Origin of the sequence: Enterococcus sp. AZ141, assembly GCF_051714385.1 — a bacterium.
GTDB classification, from domain to species: Bacteria; Bacillota; Bacilli; order Lactobacillales; family Enterococcaceae; genus Enterococcus_D; species Enterococcus_D entomosocium.
The window spans coordinates 201317-221029 of record NZ_JBIORT010000001.1; the positions used below are offsets into that span (position 1 = coordinate 201317).

At 42.5% G+C, this 19713-nt stretch carries 20 protein-coding genes; 2 read left to right on the forward strand and 18 right to left on the reverse strand.

The features are described 5' to 3' along the window. Positions 1-184: 184 nt before the first annotated feature. Entirely contained in the window at positions 185-4411 is a 4227-nt protein-coding gene (locus tag IGI89_RS01035; protein WP_438735152.1) for an acyl-CoA dehydratase activase-related protein, read from the reverse strand. Positions 4412-4585: 174 nt separating this feature from the next. On the opposite strand from IGI89_RS01035, the gene IGI89_RS01040 reads away from it, so the two are divergent. Next, a complete protein-coding gene (locus IGI89_RS01040; RefSeq protein WP_005237309.1) occupies positions 4586-5191 on the forward strand; it encodes a TetR/AcrR family transcriptional regulator in 606 nt (201 codons plus the stop codon). Positions 5192-5236: 45 nt separating this feature from the next. Here the strand turns inward: IGI89_RS01040 and IGI89_RS01045 are convergent, their stop codons facing one another. From IGI89_RS01045 to IGI89_RS01125, 17 genes are all read right to left on the reverse strand, one after another. Continuing rightward, entirely contained in the window at positions 5237-5404 is a 168-nt protein-coding gene (locus tag IGI89_RS01045; protein WP_005237320.1) for a hypothetical protein, read from the reverse strand. Between the two features lie 105 nt (positions 5405-5509). Then, positions 5510-5701 (reverse strand): hypothetical protein, encoded by a 192-nt coding sequence (locus IGI89_RS01050; protein WP_005237321.1) that lies wholly within the window; start codon positions 5699-5701, stop codon positions 5510-5512. Positions 5702-5861: 160 nt separating this feature from the next. Then, positions 5862-6269 carry a NusG domain II-containing protein gene (locus IGI89_RS01055; protein ID WP_005237322.1) on the reverse strand — a complete coding sequence of 136 codons (408 nt, stop codon included), beginning with the start codon at positions 6267-6269 and terminating at the stop codon, positions 5862-5864. Between the two features lie 14 nt (positions 6270-6283). Next, positions 6284-6679, reverse strand: coding sequence for a hypothetical protein (locus IGI89_RS01060; protein WP_008377307.1), 396 nt, complete (start codon positions 6677-6679; stop codon positions 6284-6286). Positions 6680-6716: 37 nt separating this feature from the next. Further along, entirely contained in the window at positions 6717-6887 is a 171-nt protein-coding gene (gene rpmF, locus IGI89_RS01065) for a 50S ribosomal protein L32 (RefSeq protein ID WP_005237324.1), read from the reverse strand. Positions 6888-6916: 29 nt separating this feature from the next. Continuing rightward, entirely contained in the window at positions 6917-7051 is a 135-nt protein-coding gene (locus IGI89_RS01070) for a putative metal homeostasis protein (protein ID WP_005237325.1), read from the reverse strand. A gap of 15 nt (positions 7052-7066) precedes the next feature. Next, a complete protein-coding gene (rpsN, locus tag IGI89_RS01075) occupies positions 7067-7336 on the reverse strand; it encodes a 30S ribosomal protein S14 (RefSeq protein WP_005237326.1) in 270 nt (89 codons plus the stop codon). 16 nt (positions 7337-7352) lie between these two features. Next, a complete protein-coding gene (rpmG, locus tag IGI89_RS01080; protein ID WP_005225339.1) occupies positions 7353-7505 on the reverse strand; it encodes a 50S ribosomal protein L33 in 153 nt (50 codons plus the stop codon). Positions 7506-7803: 298 nt separating this feature from the next. Continuing rightward, complete coding sequence (locus IGI89_RS01085) at positions 7804-9783, reverse strand: alpha/beta hydrolase family protein (protein ID WP_194188526.1); 1980 nt, start codon at positions 9781-9783, stop codon at positions 7804-7806. Positions 9784-9861: 78 nt separating this feature from the next. Further along, a complete protein-coding gene (locus tag IGI89_RS01090; protein ID WP_438735154.1) occupies positions 9862-10806 on the reverse strand; it encodes a tocopherol cyclase family protein in 945 nt (314 codons plus the stop codon). Between the two features lie 117 nt (positions 10807-10923). Further along, entirely contained in the window at positions 10924-11757 is an 834-nt protein-coding gene (locus IGI89_RS01095; RefSeq protein ID WP_087664399.1) for a hypothetical protein, read from the reverse strand. A 6-nt stretch (positions 11758-11763) separates the two neighbouring features. After that, positions 11764-12081 carry a PadR family transcriptional regulator gene (locus IGI89_RS01100; RefSeq protein ID WP_008377296.1) on the reverse strand — a complete coding sequence of 106 codons (318 nt, stop codon included), beginning with the start codon at positions 12079-12081 and terminating at the stop codon, positions 11764-11766. Positions 12082-12236: 155 nt separating this feature from the next. After that, complete coding sequence (locus tag IGI89_RS01105) at positions 12237-12941, reverse strand: DeoR/GlpR family DNA-binding transcription regulator (RefSeq protein ID WP_008377293.1); 705 nt, start codon at positions 12939-12941, stop codon at positions 12237-12239. A gap of 67 nt (positions 12942-13008) precedes the next feature. Beyond that, entirely contained in the window at positions 13009-13875 is an 867-nt protein-coding gene (locus IGI89_RS01110) for a ketose-bisphosphate aldolase (protein WP_016613798.1), read from the reverse strand. Positions 13876-13928: 53 nt separating this feature from the next. Continuing rightward, complete coding sequence (locus IGI89_RS01115; RefSeq protein ID WP_016613797.1) at positions 13929-15332, reverse strand: PTS fructose transporter subunit IIC; 1404 nt, start codon at positions 15330-15332, stop codon at positions 13929-13931. Then, complete coding sequence (locus IGI89_RS01120; protein ID WP_225869358.1) at positions 15329-15811, reverse strand: PTS sugar transporter subunit IIA; 483 nt, start codon at positions 15809-15811, stop codon at positions 15329-15331. Before IGI89_RS01120 ends, IGI89_RS01115 begins: the two co-directional genes overlap by 4 nt. A gap of 314 nt (positions 15812-16125) precedes the next feature. After that, complete coding sequence (locus tag IGI89_RS01125) at positions 16126-17163, reverse strand: NADH:flavin oxidoreductase/NADH oxidase (RefSeq protein WP_061053850.1); 1038 nt, start codon at positions 17161-17163, stop codon at positions 16126-16128. A 262-nt stretch (positions 17164-17425) separates the two neighbouring features. Between IGI89_RS01125 and IGI89_RS01130 the strand changes: the two genes are divergently transcribed. Continuing rightward, on the forward strand, positions 17426-19564 hold the full coding sequence (locus tag IGI89_RS01130) for a HelD family protein (protein WP_061053849.1): 2139 nt from the start codon (positions 17426-17428) through the stop codon (positions 19562-19564). The last annotated feature ends 149 nt before the right edge of the window (positions 19565-19713 follow it).

Here is a 19713-nt window from a genome sequence, read left to right on the forward strand (position 1 = left end):
TCCCCTCCTATTATAACTGGTATATACCTAAATAGCTAATAAAAAAAGCAAAAACTGCTCTGTTTTTCTCAATTTGTGCGAATTCTTTCCCTATTTTATAGGCAGAAGAAAGAAGTTATCACAAAATGTCCAAACAAGAGCAGTCGCTTTTCTTTTAAATTGGTTCGGTCGCTGGCTTGAGAATTTATTCAGCCAACGCTTTATTGGCAGTGGCCATCAACAATCGGATACGATTCAATTGATTGACGATTGAGACACCTGGATCATAATCAATGGCCGCAATGTTCGCCTGCGGGTATTGACGACGTAATTCTTTCATAACACCTTTTCCTACCACATGATTGGGCAGACAGCCAAATGGTTGCAGACAAATGATATTGTTGACATTATTTTCCAATAGATCAATCATCTCACCGGTCAAGAACCAGCCTTCTCCCGTATGATTACCAATGGAAACAATCTCGCTCGCTTGCTCCGCAAGCTGATGGATCGAATGGATACCATCAAAACGCGTTGACGCCCTCAGTGCTTTATCCATCGGTTTTTGGAGCCTCTCAATCGCCATGATCGCAAAATCAGCGATCATTTTACTTTTCTTCGCCATCCCCAAATGCTCGTAGCGCCAAATCTGATTGTAGAGGGAATAATTCATGAAGCCGACAATATCTGGTACGACCGCTTCCGCTCCTTCTGCTTCTAACAGGCGAACGACATCGTTATTGGCAGTCGGTGAATACTTCACTAAAATCTCTCCCACGACACCGACACGCGGCTTCTTGATATCTCTTATCGGCACTTGATCAAAGGCTTGAATGATTTTTTTCATATTTCGATTAAACAGACTGAAGGAGCCATTACGAACGTTTTTGGCAATTTTTTCCAGCCATTCTTGATGGAGCCGATCGACAGCCCCTGCTTCTTGCTCATACGGACGGGTGCGATAAACGACCCGTTCAAAGAGATCTCCGTATAAAAATGCCACCGCCAAACGCTTCATCATCGGTAAGGTAAAGCGAAAGCCCGGATTTGATTCAACCCCAGTGTTGCCCATCGAAATAGATACCACCGGCACTTGTGGAAATCCTGCATCGTTCAGTGCTTTACGTAACAAAGGAATATAGTTCGTTGCACGACATCCGCCGCCCGTCTGAGTCATCAAAACACTGGTATTTTCAACATCATATTTTCCGCTTTGCAATGCTTCTACTAGCTGTCCAATGGAAATGATCGCCGGATAGCACGCATCATTATTGACAAAGCGTAAACCGACATTAACCGCCTCACGATCTTCACTAGGTAGACAGATCACTTGATACCCAGAAGCTTGCAAAGCAACATCGACTAACCCGCTTTGATGGATGGGACTCAACATCGGCAATAAGAGCGTGTGCTGCTTGCGCATCTCTTTGGTAAAAATGATCTTTGCCGGTTCCTCGTATTGCTTTTTAGGTACAAAGTGCTGTTTGTCCCGTTCGTTGACTGCTGCTTTCAAGGAACGCAACCGAATCCGAATTGCCCCAAGGTTTGCTCCCTCATCGATTTTCAACACCGTATATAACTTCCCATACTGCGCCATAATCTCTTCGACTTGATCAGTAGTGACTGCGTCGATCCCGCAACCGAATGAGTTTAATTGAACCAGTTCTAATTGTTTGTTTTTCGCGACCACTCGAGCTGCCGCATACAATCGCGAATGATAGACCCATTGATCCACAACCCTCAGATCGCCGACATTTGCTAAATGAGCAATACTGTCCTCAGTCAATACATGGAAGCCTTCTTGGGTAATGACTTCTGCAATCCCATGGTTGATTTCAGGATCCAAATGATATGGTCTTCCAGATAAAACGATCCCTTTTTGATTGGTCGTCATCAGCATACGTAGCGTTTCTTCTCCCCGTTGCGCAATATCTGTCTTGAACTGATCCAGCTCCTCGAAACCGCTGCGTAGGGCTTGGGCAATTTCTTCTTCTACAAAACCAAAATCTTGAAAAGTACTCGTTAAAGTTTTGACCATTGAGGCTTCATCCGCCAAATTCAAAAACGGACAGCGGTAGTCAACCGCCCCTTCACGAATCGCATCGACGTTATTACGAATCACTTCTGGATAGCTTTGCACAATTGGACAGTTAAAATGATTCTCAGCGGCAGTGTTCTCTAGTCGCTCAAAAATAACACCTGGATAAAAAATCAACGGTACGTTTTGATCAATCAGTGCCTGGATGTGTCCATGGGCTAGTTTGGCTGGGTAACAAACCGTATCACTAGGAATCGTTTCAATCCCTTGCTCATATAGTTCTTTGTTGGAACGTGGCGACAAGGTTACTCGAAACCCTAACTTGGTGAAAAAGGTATGCCAAAGCGGATAATTTTCATAAAGATTCAATACTCTTGGCAGGCCGATTTCGCCATGGACGGCCTCTTTTTTACGTAAGGAACGGTACTTAAACAAGCGGCGATATTTTTCATCCACAAGATTGATTTTGCGGTCTTCTTTCTTGATTTTGATTCGCGCACCACGTTCGCAGCGATTCCCGGTAATAAATTTTCGACCGTCAGAAAAGAGGGTCACCGTCAACAAGCAATTGTTTTCGCATAGACCGCAATTCGTAAATTCTTTTTCTGCTTGGAAATCGGCCATTTCTGCTGGAGACAACAACGTACTAACATCGTCAAGGGCTGCTTCTTCTAAAGCGATCAAGGCGGCACCATATGCCCCCATCAAACCGGCGATCGATGGTCGAACGACTTCACGGCCGCTGATCAATTCAAAAGCGCGCAGAACCGCTTCGTTATAGAAAGTCCCTCCTTGGCAGACGATTTTCTCGCCGAGGTCTTCAGGTCGCCGAACCTTGATGACTTTATAGATAGCATTTTTTATGACCGAGTAAGACAAGCCGGCTGAAATGTCGCCAACAGAAGCCCCTTCTTTTTGGACCTGTTTCACTTTTGAGTTCATAAAGACGGTACAACGCGAACCAAGGTCAACCGGTGCTTGGGCTTTTGTAGCTGCCAACGCAAATTCTTTGACATCCTGATTCATAGATTTGGCAAAAGTCTCAATGAAGGAGCCGCATCCTGAGGAACAGGCTTCATTCAATTGAATCGAAGATAACGCGCCATCTTTAACCGTCATCGCCTTCATGTCTTGTCCACCGATATCTAGGATAAAATCAACCCCCGGCTGGAAATGTTCGGCAGCTTTGTAATGGGCCATCGTTTCCACTTCACCGATATCGACTTTCAGTGCATGTTTGATCAAATGCTCGCCGTAACCTGTGATCGTTGACTTTGCGATGTAAACGTCAGAAGGCATCTGACGATAAAGCTCTTGTAAAACCGCCATCGTTGTCGCTAACGGTTCACCTTCATTATTGCCATAGAAAGAAAACAATAATTCCCCTGCATCATTGATCAAAACCACTTTCGTTGTGGTTGATCCTGCATCGATGCCTAGATAAGCAGCGCCTGTATGCTCAGACAACGCTTTTTCTGTGGCCACCGCTTGAGCATGGCGAGCACGAAAAGCAGTCAATTCCTCCTCGTCTTTAAACAATGGGGCTAATATATCAGTTGGCGCGAGTTTGCCATCTTCTCCGTTGGCTAAGCGGGCTAATAGCACGGAAAGCTGTTGCTCTTCTTCTGCATACAGTGCAGCCCCCATCGCCACAAACAGTTCTGGGTTCTCGGGAAAAATGATATCTGCTTCTTGCAGGTTCAACGTATCGATAAATCGTTGACGCAATTCCGACATAAACGTCAACGGTCCACCTAGAAAGGCTACCTTGCCTTTGATTTTACGACCAGCAGCCAAGCCAGCAATCGTTTGATTGACCACCGCTTGAAAGATACTCGCCGCAATGTCTGCTTTTGCTGCTCCTTCATTGATCAGCGGCTGCACATCGGTTTTGGCAAAGACGCCACAGCGCGATGCGATCGGATAAAGGGTTTGATAATCTTTGGCTAGTTCATTGACCCCATTGGCATCGGTTTTCAATAAAACTGCCATCTGATCAATAAACGCACCCGTTCCACCGGCACAACTGCCGTTCATTCGCTGCTCCAATGCCCCTTCAAAAAAGGTGATCTTCGCATCTTCGCCGCCTAACTCGATAGCCACATCGGTTTCGGGAATCACTGTCTCAACTGTTTTGGTACAAGCGATGACCTCTTGGACAAATGGGATCCGCAAAACTTCCGCCAGACCCATCCCACCTGATCCGGTAATCGCCAGCGCAAGCGGCTGATCTTCGATCACTTCTTGCGCTTCTCTAATGATTTTTTCCGCTGCTTTCTGGATATCTGCATAGTGCCGTTCATATCTTGAAAAACACGTTTGATTGCCTTCATCTAACAGAACCATCTTGACTGTTGTCGACCCGACATCGATGCCCGCTTTATATTTTTTCATTTGTTGCCTCCATCTAAACAACACTTTGTTGATTATCTAACAAGCCGTTTGTTATAATACTTATGTTCATTGTAATTCTTTTAATTGATAATTCAACAAACAATTCTAAGGAAGGTGTGGGATAAACAACAATTACCCGTTTTTTGTTGTTTATTTTGAAAGGAAATTCACAATATGAAAAAATTGGATTTACGTGTCAAACGAACCAATAAGTACATTATTGAAGCTTTTATCCGCTTAGTGGAAGAAAAAGGCTTCGAGCAAGTGACTGTCCAAAATATCGCCGATGAAGCCATGATCAACCGTGCAACCTTTTATGCCCATTACAAAGACAAACAAGACTTGTATGAAAAGATATTTGACTTGGCTGTCGAATCATTTACCGCGATTCTTGATTTTGAAGATTTTGTTCAAGGCAATCGCATCAAAATCCGCAAAATCGAAGCGGCCATGACCGAACTTTTTTTACACATTCAAAACAATCGTTCCTTTTATTTGACGATCATGGATGCCTCTGCCATTGAGATCATCCGTAAAAAGTTGGGCCTGATTTTGACTGAACGTTACCAAGAGATCTTTTCAACGTTGAGAATCACCGAAGGAGACATTGAAGTGCCCTTAGACTTCATCATTGACTATATGACCTCGATATTTGTTGGTACCTTGCATTGGTGGCTAACGGCAGAAACAACGATGACACCCGACCATCTAGCAAAACTTGTCATCAAACTGGTGGCAAACGGCCACCTGACTGTCTTGGGGATTGAGATTGAGGAATAAAAAAAAGAAGCTGCGAATGTGCAGTTTCTTTTTTTTATTCCTCAATTAGTGATTCTTTGAACGCCATTTGATCGTGTCTTTCGTCTTGCGCTGTTTCGTTACTTTGATTCCTTTTGGAGCCACACGAATCGCATAATCTTCCTTTTTCACCACATCATAGACATGCTCTGCAACTTCCGTTACTTTTTCTTTTAGATTCAATTTAAATTTCATGTGTTTTCATCTCCCGAATGCTTTACTAATAGCCTATCGCAAATAAAAAAAATCTTCAACTTATAGCCCTTCATAAAAAAGGATTTTTAGGGTTTTCGTTCCTCTTTATTGGACAAGCGATTTAGACGCAACCAATGCTTCGTAATGCTGAACTGTTTTTCTAGGTTTAGAAGAAAATTTGTTGAACAAACGGAACGATCCTTTCTTCTCCCCTTCACCGTTCCCCATTTCTGGCAATACAGCATTATTGACATAGCTTTGGTTTGAAGGATGTTTGCAGAAACTTATCTTTTTCATATGCTCCTCGTTTCTTATCAAACGAGACTGAGTTTGATCGACAGATTGTCTCCAGTTAGACGCACTTATTTTCTATTTTCAATAAAAAAGTGTCAGTAGAAAATCCAACGATTTCCCACCAACACAAAATAGTGTAGTTTCCAACTACCACGAAGTCCGATTAATAAATTAAATAGTCAGAAGCACCTGCTTGCTTGATCTCGATCACTAGCTTATGAGGCAGGCAAATGCTCGTCTGTCCATTGCGATAGATCCAGCTGGTTTTGACAGCAATTTGGTCCGGGCTATTGTCTTCACGCACTCGGATCGCACCATCTTTGATCTCGACGATATTGTACTGACCTTCTGCTGGATAATACGTTTTTTCCATCGCATCGATTTCTTCCAAGTTGAAACGGTCAACTTCTTCCCCATTGATTCGCACGATCGCATAACGATCCCCAGTATCACTTTGGGCTTGCGCTTCAAATAGAAAAAGCGGTAAAAAAGAGCCAACAACTAATAGAACAAACAATAGATAATCATAGGGCTTTAATAGTTTTAAAAATGGCTGGATCGTCTTTTTCATCACATGTACGCCTTTCACTGTTCATTTTCGGAAGGTAATCGCTCTTCAAAAAAGGCAGTCAGATCAATGATCTCTTCCTCTGTGAAGGTTTCTCGTTCCCATTGGTCAAGAATTTGTTCTTGCAAAGCCAAATCCATTTCCCAAAAATGATCGATCTTCTTGAAATGCTTTGGGTCAAAGGAACGAAACACGGGGTAGATCATCAAAAATTCTTCAAAGGTAAGATCCCAGTCCTCAGTATAATCTTTAACGACCCCTTCTGACAAGGCTTTTTCCGTTGGATCGCCATTTTCTTTGATTAAACCAGCTTCGTAAAAATGGCGATAGATGGCCTCTTTGGTGATCTCTGGATGAAATTTTTTACTGTGACGATAGGCTTCTTCAATCAATGACGGATAGATGATCTCCATTTTCCCCCTGCTTTCTGGACGGCGTCATAAGACGGCGTTAATTCTTTTCGATTGGGTGCTGTGCTTTGTATTCTGCTAAAGATACATGGTGGCTGCGCTTGAAGGTTCCTGTTGTCCCATCAAACGAAATCGCTGGGGATTTGACGCCATGGTGGGTCCGACGCTTATTCTTTTTTGCTTTTGATGTTTTTCTTGCAGGTACTGCCATGTCATTTCCAACTTTCTTTCACTTTTTCATTATGCACGCAGCTGCAATGCATTTTTTCGTTTGTTTCGTTTAAATTCATGAATGATTTTTAATGCGCGTTTCCTTGTTTTGATGTTCGGGCTCTTTAAACGTCGATACGCACTAGACAAGTCCGTTTTTTCCATGTTGACTCCTTTCTGTTACCAGCTTGCTTTTGTAACACCGGGAATTTCTCCGAGGTGTGCATGCTTACGGAAATTGATCCGTGACATGCCGAATTTATTCATGTAGCCCCGAGGACGACCATCGATCATATCCCGTTTCTTCAAACGAGTCGGATTCGAATCCTTCGGTAGTTTGGCCAATGCTTGGGTATCTCCTTGCGCTTTTAATTCTTGACGCACTGCTCGGTATTGTTCGATCAGTTGTACTTGCTTGTTGTATTTTGCCATTTTTGATTTTTTTGCCATTCAGTTATTGTCCTTCCTATTTCTTGATTTCACGAAAAATCGCTCTGCGCCGCAACTTTGGTGAATATTTTTTTAATTCTAAACGTTCCGGCGTATTGCGCTGGTTCTTATTAGTCAAATAAAGTCTTTCCCCTGTCTCCACACATGCCAAAATAATATTGTTTCTCATAATAACCAGCTCCTTTCTCTTGCGTCACACCAAAAAAGGTTAAAGTGTAACGATTACGTTTTGTATCATATCACACTCAAACATAGGAAGCAAGCAAAACTATTTCTTCTTTTTGTTATTTAACACGTGAAGAAAACGTCATATGAATTTGTTTTCAATCGTTGCTGTCATTGGTGGCAAGGTAACAGGAACCTGTAGCTTTTGATCGCGCAAAAAAACCACCTGATCTTTAAGGAATCACTGGTCGGGCTTTTCAAGCAGCCCATGTCGTGATCCTTTATCAGGTGATTTCTTTCGGTTAATTTACTGATTTGTTCTCATGTGATGCAAGCCATTCACTGATCGCCTGCAAGCGTTCTATCCGCAGGTTTGGCAAGCCATTGCGTGATAATCCATGAGAGGATTGAGGGAACAGCATCAGCTTCGTATCGACGCCTTGACTCTGCAGCGCCATGTAAAACTGCTGTCCTTGTTCTTGCGGACATCGCAAATCATTTTCCCCATGGAGGACTAGTGTAGGTGTCTTGACTTGGCTGGCATAGGCCAAAGGCGACATCTTCCAAAGTCCTTCGATCGCATCAAGTTCCCGCAACAATTGGAATTTGACAAAGGCAGGTCCAATGTCGCTCGTTCCATAAAAGCTGATCCAATTTGAGATCGAGCGTTGCGTAACTGCCGCACAAAAACGATCGGTATGACCAACGATCCAGTTGGTCATAAAGCCACCATAGCTGCCACCAGCTACATGGATCGTGTTCGTATCGATTTCTGGATGGTTTGCCACCACGGCATCAACCCCCAACAGCAAGTCTTGATAATCTTTATTGCCATAATCACCTAAAATCGATTTGACAAACGCCTGACCGTACCCTTGCCCGCCACGAGGGTTCAACAAGATGACCCCATAGCCGTTAGCGGCATGGACTTGCATCTCGTGGAAAAATGTTTCGCCGTAGCAGACTTGCGGACCGCCATGGATGTATAAAATTGCTGGATGACTTTCTTGTGTTTCGGTCGGGGGCAAATACCAGCCTTGAATTTGCCAACCATCTGCTCCTTCGTACCAAAACGCTTCGGGTTTACTGATCGCTAACTGTGACATAATTGCTTGGTTGGGATCGTATAGATCAGTTACTTCGCCACTTGCTAAGTCAATCAAGCCTAAGCGACTAGGGATCGTTGGCGTCGCATAAGCAACAGCAAGTTTGGCTTCCGAATAGATCGCCGCATCAAGGATATCCATTTTTTCATCAAGCAGTTTGGTCCATTCTCCTTGGATCGAGGCGCGGTACAATTGTAGCTTGCCATGCTCCGTTACGGGTACAAGGAATGTGTCATCCGTCAACCAGGTGATCGCTACGCCGCGATTTTTTTGTTGAAAATCACTGATGATCGCATTGCCAAAAGCGATGTCAAGATCTTGGGAAAGATTTTTGACCGCTTTTGTTTTTAAGTCGACCAAAAACAAATCATCCAAGGTCACAAAACCATAGGAAAGATCATTGCCTAATAGTAATAGCTGATCATTGTGCGCTGCAGCAAAAGTATACGTTCCTTCTGGCAGAATGTTTTCTAAACTTTCTGTCTTTTTCGTCTGACTATTTAGGAGACAAACCTTCGAGCCATGATCCCACTCGTCTTCTTCCTCTTTGTCAAAAGTGAAAAACAAAGTCTCTTGATCATCCGCTAAGCCAGAGAACACAAAGGGATACTTATGCTCAAAAATCAGTTCCGTTTCTTGTGTCGCGATCGTTTTTTTGATGATCGAATGTTTTTTTTCTTTTAAAAAGCCGACGCCATCCGCCAAATAATTGACTTTCGTAGTAGCTTTTACTTGTGGAAATTCCTCTTGCTTGTCCGTCTTTTCTTTGTCGTCTTGATTCTCTGAAACCGTCTCCTCTTGTGCCAGCTGGTAATAGATAGCCGTTGCGTCTTGCTTCCAAAAATAGTCGCCCAGACCTTTTTCAGTGACAAGTGCTTGGGGCTTGCCGCCGGACACCGACATCGTCCATAACGTACTTTCACCTTTCTTTGGATCGGTCGTCACAAAACTGAGCCATTGCTCATCTGGCGAGACCTTTAGACTGTTGTGGGTCGTCGCTTCGGTGCCCCACTCACGCCGTTGTTTGGTCTTTGCGTCAATACTATAAATCGCTGAATCATACGTGTTGGTCTCTGGGTTGACTACCGTTTCCAAGTAAAAAACCTGATTTTGCCCCACTGCAGGCTGCGCAATCGTTTTCAGTTCAAACAGTGTCTCATTCGTTATTTTTTTCATCCATTTCCCTCCAAATATACGTGTTTTCGTAGTAACTATCTACTAGTATATCAAAAGAAACGAATTTTTCTGCTTTTTTTAATAGTGAAATCCTCGCAAATTCGCAACTTCTTCAAAACCAGTCGACATCCCTGTCTGCCTTAAGATCTCCTGCCCATTTTCTAAAAGGGTCAAGGTGATTTCCGTACTGGCACTTTCGCGAATGATCCGATTCATTTGCCCAATAGAAGGTGCCCTCAAAGAATGCCCTTCTTTCGTCAAAACTTCGATCGTTAAGGACCATTGTTTTTGTTTGAGATGGATCACTAAACGGTCTTCCGTGCGTTTGACATCATGAATCTTTGCACCATGATAAGTAGCAAAACGATATTCTTGGCTGCCGACTTGCAGAACACAAATCGTTCCCAAAAAAGCAAAACCAGCAAAGGGAATGTCGGCTGCGGAGAAAAAGAACCGAACATCTGGCGCATCAAAGCTGTTGCACTGAACCCAAATATAAGCTGCTGGAAAGGAGGTTCCCCAATCTTTTTCCAAATAACCGATCCCGTTCGTAAAATCGATTGGTTCTTCGTTCCAGTACAGCGTACCTTCTAAGGTATGACTCATGCTCAAGACCCCGTGATAACACTCCATAAATGACAGATACGAAAAAGGACCCATGATACTCGGCGCATAACGTGTCCGCTGAATCGGTTTGTGGTCGTTATACTTTACTGACCCTTGTACTTGAAGTTCGTTATTTTTTAAAGAGACTTGGATGCCTGCTTCACTAAAGATATTGTCACCAATCGTTACTTTACGCTCCTCTTCTGACACTTGAAAGTCAGTTTCTGGAAAGGAAAAGTAATGCGCACCCTCATGATTGATCACTTGAATGAATACTTCTTTGGTCCCGTCTTTTTGAATCGAAAAACCAGGAATAAAAGCATAGACTTCTTCACCGATTTGGTGTTTATGGTACCAGCCTTCAAAAAAAGCGGTCTGCTTGTCGTGGCCGTGAAAGAACTGATCTGTTGTCAACATCTTGATTTCCCTCCGTTTCTTTTTTAGTGTAGCATGAAGCAGAAAGATTCCTCAGGATAATGCTTTTTCTATGTAAAAAAAGCCAGAAACAAGCAAGACACTTGTTTCTGGCTTTGCTTATTGCTCTTTCATCACTCGACGGGTCCACCAGAGAAAAATAAGAAACCCTACAACTAACAGTGTCAAAAGTCCGCCGGTCATCCACGATGGATCCCCAATGTGATAAAATGCCATGGCTTTTTGCAGGCAACCAAGCAACACAAATACCCCCAGTAGAAAAACGATCGGATAAAAAGCTTTTTCTTTGAGTGATACAACAAAAACGATCGCCGCTACCAGCAAACTGCCAACCAATACTACATCAAATGGAAATGCGATCGTCAGGAGCCACCAGTTTGGGGTCAGCAGATTGATCAGCAGTGAAAGACCAATCCAGCCACTCACAACGAGCCACAGGGAGCCGAAACGAATCACTTTGCTTGTGCCCTTCTTTTGATAGATGGTTTTGCTGATGATCGCAAAAATCCCGATGATCGCTAACACAGTTACCAATCCTGTCAAAAGATAATCCAGAAGGTTAAGAACCAGTGGTCCTTGATTTGTAAAATCAGCTATAAATTTGATTCCCCAACTGATGCCAACCGCTAGATACGCCAATTTGAGGCGCTCTTTGAGATTACTCTTTGGCGTGTTTGCCAATAGTTCATCTGCCACCCCTTTCGGATCATTGCCAAAATAGTGTTGCGCCTCTTCCCCATGAGTTTGTGCTTCTAATAAATCCATTGCAATCGCGTATACCTGCTCTGTGACTTTATGCTCATCGTAAAAAAGGCTGGAAAGTAAGAGGTAGCTTCGAAAATCATCAAAAAATTGGCGATTTTTCTCATTGAATTGTTGCTCGATCAGATTGGTTTGCTTTCGCCAATAGGTCGTCTCTTGTTTATTTGCCATGTTTCCTCACTCCTTAAATAATCCTTCGACTTTCTTCATTAGGTTCGTCCATTGTTCTCTAAATTGTGCCAAATAGTCTATGCCTTTCGGGGTGATCGAGAAATACTTGCGATCAGGTCCTTCAGGTGACTTTTTCATCTCAGAGGTAATAAGTTCTTGTTTTTCCAACTTCTGCAGCAAAGGATAGATCGTGCCGCCAACGATCGTTTCAAAGCCTCTTTGCTTCAGTTCCTGTACCAGTTCATAACCATAAATCTCTTTTTGAGCAATCACTTGCAAAACACACCCTTCCAAAACCCCTTTTAGCAATTGCGTCTCTTTCACGATTTCCCTCCTTTGGTTCCCTTTATCTAGTTTGTTATACAAACTAGTGTTGTACCTAGTATACGTGTTTGCCACTAGTTTGTAAAGCATACTAGCAGTGGAAATAAAAACGGCCTTTTAAATAAGACCGTTTTTGACAAACCCGATGCTTTTTTCTAGATGACAATATCGATATCCTCGGGTAAGAGGCTCTTGTAAAAATATACTTTATTCCGCTTTGATTCTAAAACCATTAGAATAATTTTTTCGGTGCAGTCTTTCAATACCTGTTTAAATACTGCTTCCCCTTCAGTATTCTCAGTGGCTCCTTTTTCTTCATCGTATCCTCTACATGAGAGAAGTGCAAGATCAAAATGATAGGTTCTGAGCTGGTTGACTGCTGTAACTGAATTAACGGTAAACTTTTTGTTCGTTACCGTCCCGCCAACGATGGTCACCTCAGCAGCAGTATGTTCCGATAGTAGTGCGGCAGTTAGCACACTATTGGTTACCACTCGTAACCCATGAATTTTTTTCAGGTAAGGGATCAGGTGCAAAGCTGTGCTCGAACTGTCCACGAAAATGGTCATATCGTCCTCAATATACGTCACTGCACGTTCTGCAATTCTGCGTTTTTCTTCATCATTGACATAATTCCCCACTTTTGTCAGATAAGCCGCATCGACCTTCTCTGAATCGATCAGCACAGCACCACCTCGGGTACGTCTGATTTGTTCTTCGTTTTCCAGTTCAATCAGATCGCGTTTGACCGTAGCATCACTATAATGTAAGAATTCAACTAATTCCCCCAGAGAAGCAAATTTCGTTTCATTTAAATACATCATGATTTTCTGCTTACGCTCATCTTTTGCTTTCCCCATACATTAAACTCCTTTAAAAAAGAGATTCCCACCAATTTAATCCTGTACCAATCAATCATTTCATTTATTATCTCTGATAAAAACGTGCTTTGTCAACCGTATTCAGCAGGGTCAACTTATGGCGTACAACAGCTTTCACATCTTTTATTGGTTGTACATATACTTGATTTGGTTCATACATAGCAGGGTTTTCCGTCAATACTTTTCTGACTGAATCAAAAAATACGGATTTCAAATCAGAACTAAGATTTACTTTACATACGCCATATTTTACAGACTCTCGCACTTCATGATCTGGGTTTCCTGACCCACCATGCAATACAAATGGTAAAGCAATACGATCGTTCAACTTTTTCAACAAATCGATGTTCAACTTAGGGGTGATATTTTTTGGATACAACCCATGAGCCGTTCCAATTGCAATGGCAAGGGTGTCAATGCCGGTAGCACGTACAAAGTCTTCGGCTTGGTCGACATCTGTGTAAATAATTTCTGCAGCTCCCCCTTCTGCGGAACCGTTGTTCCCAATCGTACCAATTTCTGCTTCAACGCTGACACCAACCATATGTGCCAGTTCAACAACTTCTTTCGTGATTTTTTTATTTTCTTCGTAATCGGCTAATGATGCATCGATCATCACCGAGGTATAGCCATTACGGATCGCCCGCATGACATCGTAGATTGATCCCCCGTGATCCAAATGAATAACGACTGGTACCTTACTTTTTAATGCGTACTCCCGCACTGTCGCTATGAAACAATCTCCTAAGTATTCGATCTCATCAGGATGAATTTCTAAAATGACTGGTGCATCCTGTGCCTCAACTTCTTCCATGATTGCTTTTAACATATCAAAACTGCAAATATTAAATGCTGGAACAGCAAATTTATGTTCTTTTGCTACAGCAAGTAATTCTTTCATTGTCATTAACATTGTGACATTCCTCTTTTCTTTTGATTCGTTTCGCTTCAACTTATAAATAGTTTCTAAATCAGTTTTCCTTCATCGGTTGGTTGGCGTTCCATTTCAGTTCTAGATTTTTTCAAAAACCCTAACATCAATGCTGTAACCACCGTTCCAGAAACGATTGCCACGACATACATCAACGGATTGTTCAATACATTGGGAATCGGTAAGATCCAGATACCACCATGTGGAGCTAATGAAGTTACGCCGACACCCATTGATATTGCAGCAGCGGTTGCTGAACCTGCCATCAAACTAGGTATTACTCGTAATGGGTCAGCGACAGCAAATGGAATCGCACCTTCAGTAATATAAGATAATCCCAAAACCCAGCAAGACTGAGCAGAAGTTCGTTCTTCTTGAGTAAATTTTTGCTTAAACAAGATAGAAGCCAAGGCAATGCCTAGAGGAGGTGTCATCCCGGCAGCCATACAAGCCGCAATTGGTGCATTAACTCCTGCCGACATCAAACCAATACTAAAGGTTGAAATCGATTTATTGATGGGACCGCCCATATCAGCTGCCATCATAATGCCTATCAGTAAGCCGAATACCACACCACTCGTAGAACCAAGTCCATTAAGCCAATTCGTCAAAGCATCCAATACATAAGAGATTGGTTTATCAATGAAATAAAACATGGCAAAGCCAGTCACAGCAACTGAGATCAAAGGAACAATAATCAACTGATAGAGTGCCGCAAATGATTTTGCTACTGTTACTTTATTCGCTAAATAATCCGTAGCATACCCAGCGAGTAAACCACCAACCATCCCACCTAAAAAACCAGATCCTCCACTTGCCGCCATCGTTCCCGCAACCAAACCAGCGGCAAAGCCCGGTCTACCGGCAACGGAAGTGGCAATTCCTGCTGCAAGTGCAGGAACCATCAATGCAAAAGCCGTATTCCCACCAATCGTGCTTAAAACTTCGGCAATTTGATTGTATGATGGATCGCTAGGATCAGCTGCATTGATCCCAAAAGCAAAACTAAACGCAATTAAAATTCCACCAGCAATAACCAAAGGCAACATGTAATTAACGCCATTCATGAAATGATTATAAATGCCAGCTTTCTTTCCAGATTCGTTTGAAACATGCTCGGCTTGGGCAACCGTGGTCACTTCTACCCCATCAATTGCCTCTTGAATTACTTTTTCTGGTTCTCTGATTGCTCTTGCGGTTGACACTCTTTTAACTTTTTTTCCAGCAAATCGGTCGGTCTGTACTTCTTTGTCAACCGCTAAAATGACAACCTCTGCCTGTTGAATTTCTTCTGTACTCAAAATGTTTTCGACTTTTACTCCTTGTGTCTCGATTTTGATTGTATATCCCAATGATTTTGCCGTTTTTTCCAGTTTTTCAGCAGCCATATACGTATGCGCAATTCCAGTCGGACAAGCAGAAATACCGACAATTTTCATACAGGTTCCCTCTTTTCTGATTGATTTGATTGAATATTATTAATAATATCTGAGGCGTCTTTTGCCTTCTTTACTGCATTTCGAAATCCTTCGTGCATCAACAATCGTGCGAGATTGCTTAAGATGATTAAATGATCGTCAGTACTCTTTTCAGGTACTGCGATGACAAAAGAATAGGTGACAGCCGTTCCGTCAATTGCTTGATAATCAGTAATTGGACTCGACTTTACGAAGGCGATTGCGGGCCTTAGTACTGCCTTACTTTTTGCATGAGGAATACCAAAATGATCTTCAATCCCAGTAGAGGTTTGTTTCTCGCGACGAAATAAATCTTTTTTGTACTTCTTTATATTACTGATAACTCCTGAGGACTCGAATAAAACAGATGCTTGAGTAAACAATTCTTCTTTTGTCCGAATTTGCTCATCAAATAAAATGAATCGTTCATCAATCAGTTGACCGATATCCAATTTCAACACCTCCATTTTTTGTAATCGTTTTCGAAAACTTGCCTAAACTATACCATCGTGAACTAAACAGTTCAACACTATGAGCTATTTAATGCAAAAGAACGAAAAAAAGTGGGATACGTTCATAAAGTTGATCTATAAAAGTCAAAAAAAGAACAAGGAACGACAAATCATCGTCCATTGTTCTCTTATTTCGATTAATACCTATACTAAAAATTTTCTTGAAAGAAAAACCGCAAGTAAATCTCTACTTTTCTTCCATTCCCGATCTCTACACTTACAAGACATTCTTTCGAATCAACTCTCATGTAATAAAACATGATTCAACGTTTCACCCCACGTTGATAGGAATCATTGTACGCTTGAAAGGACTTATCGTGAAGTTTAGCCGCTGCATCTGCCAACCAGTTGACATTTCTGATCAACGCGCGGCCTTGTAAAACCAAATCCACTTGATTGGTTTGCAAAAGATATTCGCAAAGATCAGGATTATCCAATAAACCGACTGCTGCTACGGGAATATCGACCACTTGCTTGATGGCTGCAGCAAAGGGCACTTGGTAGCCATCATAGATCGGAATATTAGGCTTTTTATCCACCACACCACCGGTTGAGCAATCAAGACAATCAATGCCATCTGCTTGAAGCCATTGGGCTACTTGCTGCCAATCTTCCAACGAATTTTGGCGTCCTGGTTCTTCATAGTCTGTCAGTGACAAGCGCATCCACAATGCCCCAGAAAAGACCGCCCGAACTGCTTGTACCGTTTCTTTTACAAAGCGATACCGATTCTCTAAGGAACCACCATACTGGTCGGTGCGTTGATTGACGAATGGCGAAAGAAATTGATCCATCAAGTAGCCATGAGCCCCATGAAGTTCGATCATCGCGACACCCGCATTAGCTGCTCGTTGGGCAGCCTGAACAAAACTGTCTTGCACCCGTTTGATCTCCGCCAGGGTCATTTCTGACGGTAACGGGTAGCGTTCGTTAAAGGCAACGGCACTTGGTGCCAAAGGATTGGTGGCATCAACTGCTTTTCGTCCTGCATGGCTTAGTTGGATGCCTACTTGCGCATCGAACCCATGCAGCAGTTCCACCAATTTCGTCAGTTCTGTTTGCTGTTCTTCATTCCATAACCCTAGATCATTGTTTGTGATTCGTCCGTCTGGTTCAACGGCAGTTGCTTCGATAATGATCAATCCGGCTTTGCTTAATGCTCGTGCCCCATAGTGAACAAAATGAAAGGGCTCCGCAACACCGTCTTCTTTTTTTACTTCATACATACACATCGGCGACATAACGACGCGGTTGGCCAATGTTAAATTCGCTAGCTTCACTGGTGACAATAGTTTGGACATGTTGACACTCCCTCAACGATTTTTCGCTTTGTATTTTTCTCTATATTCAGTATAAACAGCCCCTTCAAAAACACAAGCAATGACCCTTTTTCTCATTTTTAAAACAAAAAATAGACGCATTCTGCTTGCTCCCATGACATTGGAACAATCAGCTGCCTCTTCCCACTATTATTATACCGCATCCAGAGTCAAAAAAATAGACTAGTATTTTTGGTGGATGCCCGTATAATTGAGTTACTTTGGAGAATGGATGTGAGTCTGAATGAACAACCTAAAGGCTGAAAAGAAGCATCTCGCAGACACGTACCAGCAATTGCTAACACGAAAGACAGTGCTGAACAGTTTCTTGACTGAAGGCAGAAAAAAAGATCGCCTTGCGATGCAAAGCATCGGCGAAGAGATTCGCTTAAACTTTGATAATTTTGCTGACCGTTTAGATACTTTTGCTGCCATCGAAAGTAAGAATCGTGAGATCGACCAAATGAACGCCGCTCTTCAATCTGCTGAACGTGAATTAGCTGCCATCGACCGTCTTCTGGATAGTCCCTACTTTGGTAAAATCTCCCTACAATTTGAAGATGAGGAAACGATAGAAGATTTTTACATTGGGATCAATGGTTTTGTTAATGAAAATAAGGAAGGGCTGATCTATGATTGGCGCTCCCCAATTGCCGAATTGTTCTATGCCAAACGCTTGGGTCCGGTCTCTTATCAAGTGAACAATCAGACGATTTCTGCCGTTCTTGAACAACGCCGTCAATTTATTATCGAAAAAGATCAATTGAAGCAAGCCTTTGATACCTCAGTGGCGATTCAAGATGACGTGTTACTGGCAGCCCTTGAAGCCAATAATAGCCAAAAAATGCAGGATATCACTGCTTCGATCCAACACGAACAAAACGTCATCATCCGTGACTTAGCGCATAAAAACCTACTGGTCAACGGTGTTGCTGGAAGCGGAAAAACTTCTGCTGTCATGCAGCGGATCGCCTTTTTGCTGTACCATTTTCGTGAAGAGATGACCGCAGAGAATGTCTTGATCCTCTCCCCGAATTCGCGGTTTATTGATTATATTTCGCAAGTGCTGCCTTCCCTCGGTGAAAAAAATCCATTGACGTTGACCATGCGGCAGTTTTGCCAAGCATTTCCTAGCGTTGACTTAGAATCGGAAGAGGCTTATTTTGACCGCATCCAGCAAGCACCCAGTGAAGCAATCGAACTTTTACGCAGTGCTGACTTCAGCCGCTTTCTTCAATCCTTGAGCAAACAGCTGCCAGAAGAACTTGTGCTTCAGTTTAAACCAATCAAAAGAAAAAACGTCGTCCTTTTTTCTGAAGAAACGATCGACACTTTCTTCCAAGAAACACCGAAACAGGCACCCTTGCGCGATCGCATCCAAGCTGTCAAAAAGAAATTGGCTTACGCTTGGGAGGAACGATTGCAAAAAAATGCCTTAGCAGCGAATGTTCACGACCAAGTTCGTTCTTTGACTGAAGATGAACAACGATCCCTTTTAGGGACAGTTTTAAAAGATGATTCAGAAAAAACGATTCAGAAAGCAGCCCTTCGCCTCCTAAAGAAAAAATATGCAAAAGTTACGAAACAAATCAACGACCTTACGTGGTTTGATACGAAACAATTGTTAGCAGACAGTGCCGACTATTTTACTCATGGACAGATCACTTTGACGCAAACAACAGATAGTTTGGATTATACTGTTTGTCTATTGCTGATACGTCATTTGGTGGCCGAAAAACAACCTGTCCCTGCTTTGCGCTATCTCTTTATCGACGAAGTCCAAGATTATACGCCAGCACAACTGCAGTTTCTATTATGTCTTTTTCCTATGACCGCTTTCACCCTCGTGGGGGATCAGCAACAGGCGATTTTTACAAGTGCCATCACCGTATCAGAAATCCAAACGATATTTCAACAACAGGCGAAATCCCTCGAAACGTATCAGCTGACTACGAGTTATCGGTCTAGCGGTGTAATCACACGGTTATTTGCTCAAATGCTACCAAAAGAAACCAATTTAAACATCTCTGCCGTTCGACCAGCAGGAAAGTTGCCACAGTTTTATGCCAATCTGACTGACGTTGCCTTGGTAGACATAGTAAAGGAACTTAAGCAGCCAGTAACGATCATCACAAAAGATAGTCGATCCAGTGAAGAGCTTAAACAATTCTTCGATAAACAGGCCGTGTCATTTCATGGAACGGTTTTACCGATTCATCTTGCCAAAGGATTGGAATTTAAGCAGGTTCTTTTATATGATGTTTCAGCAGAAAATTATCATACCGATCAAGATCAGCGGATTCTCTATACGGCGATTTCTCGTGCAATGGAAGAACTGATGGTAACTTCAAAAACGACCTTTTCACCGTTTCTCACTATTTGATAGTAGAACGAGAAACCTCCTATTTTCTATAGAATCTTGATAAGATTTGAGAGAACCCTGTCTTGTCTCTCTGGGTAATTCTCTTGTCTGACCGATTTAGAAAGCGATCGATCAAATAAAAAAGCATCAACGCGATTGCGTTGATGCTT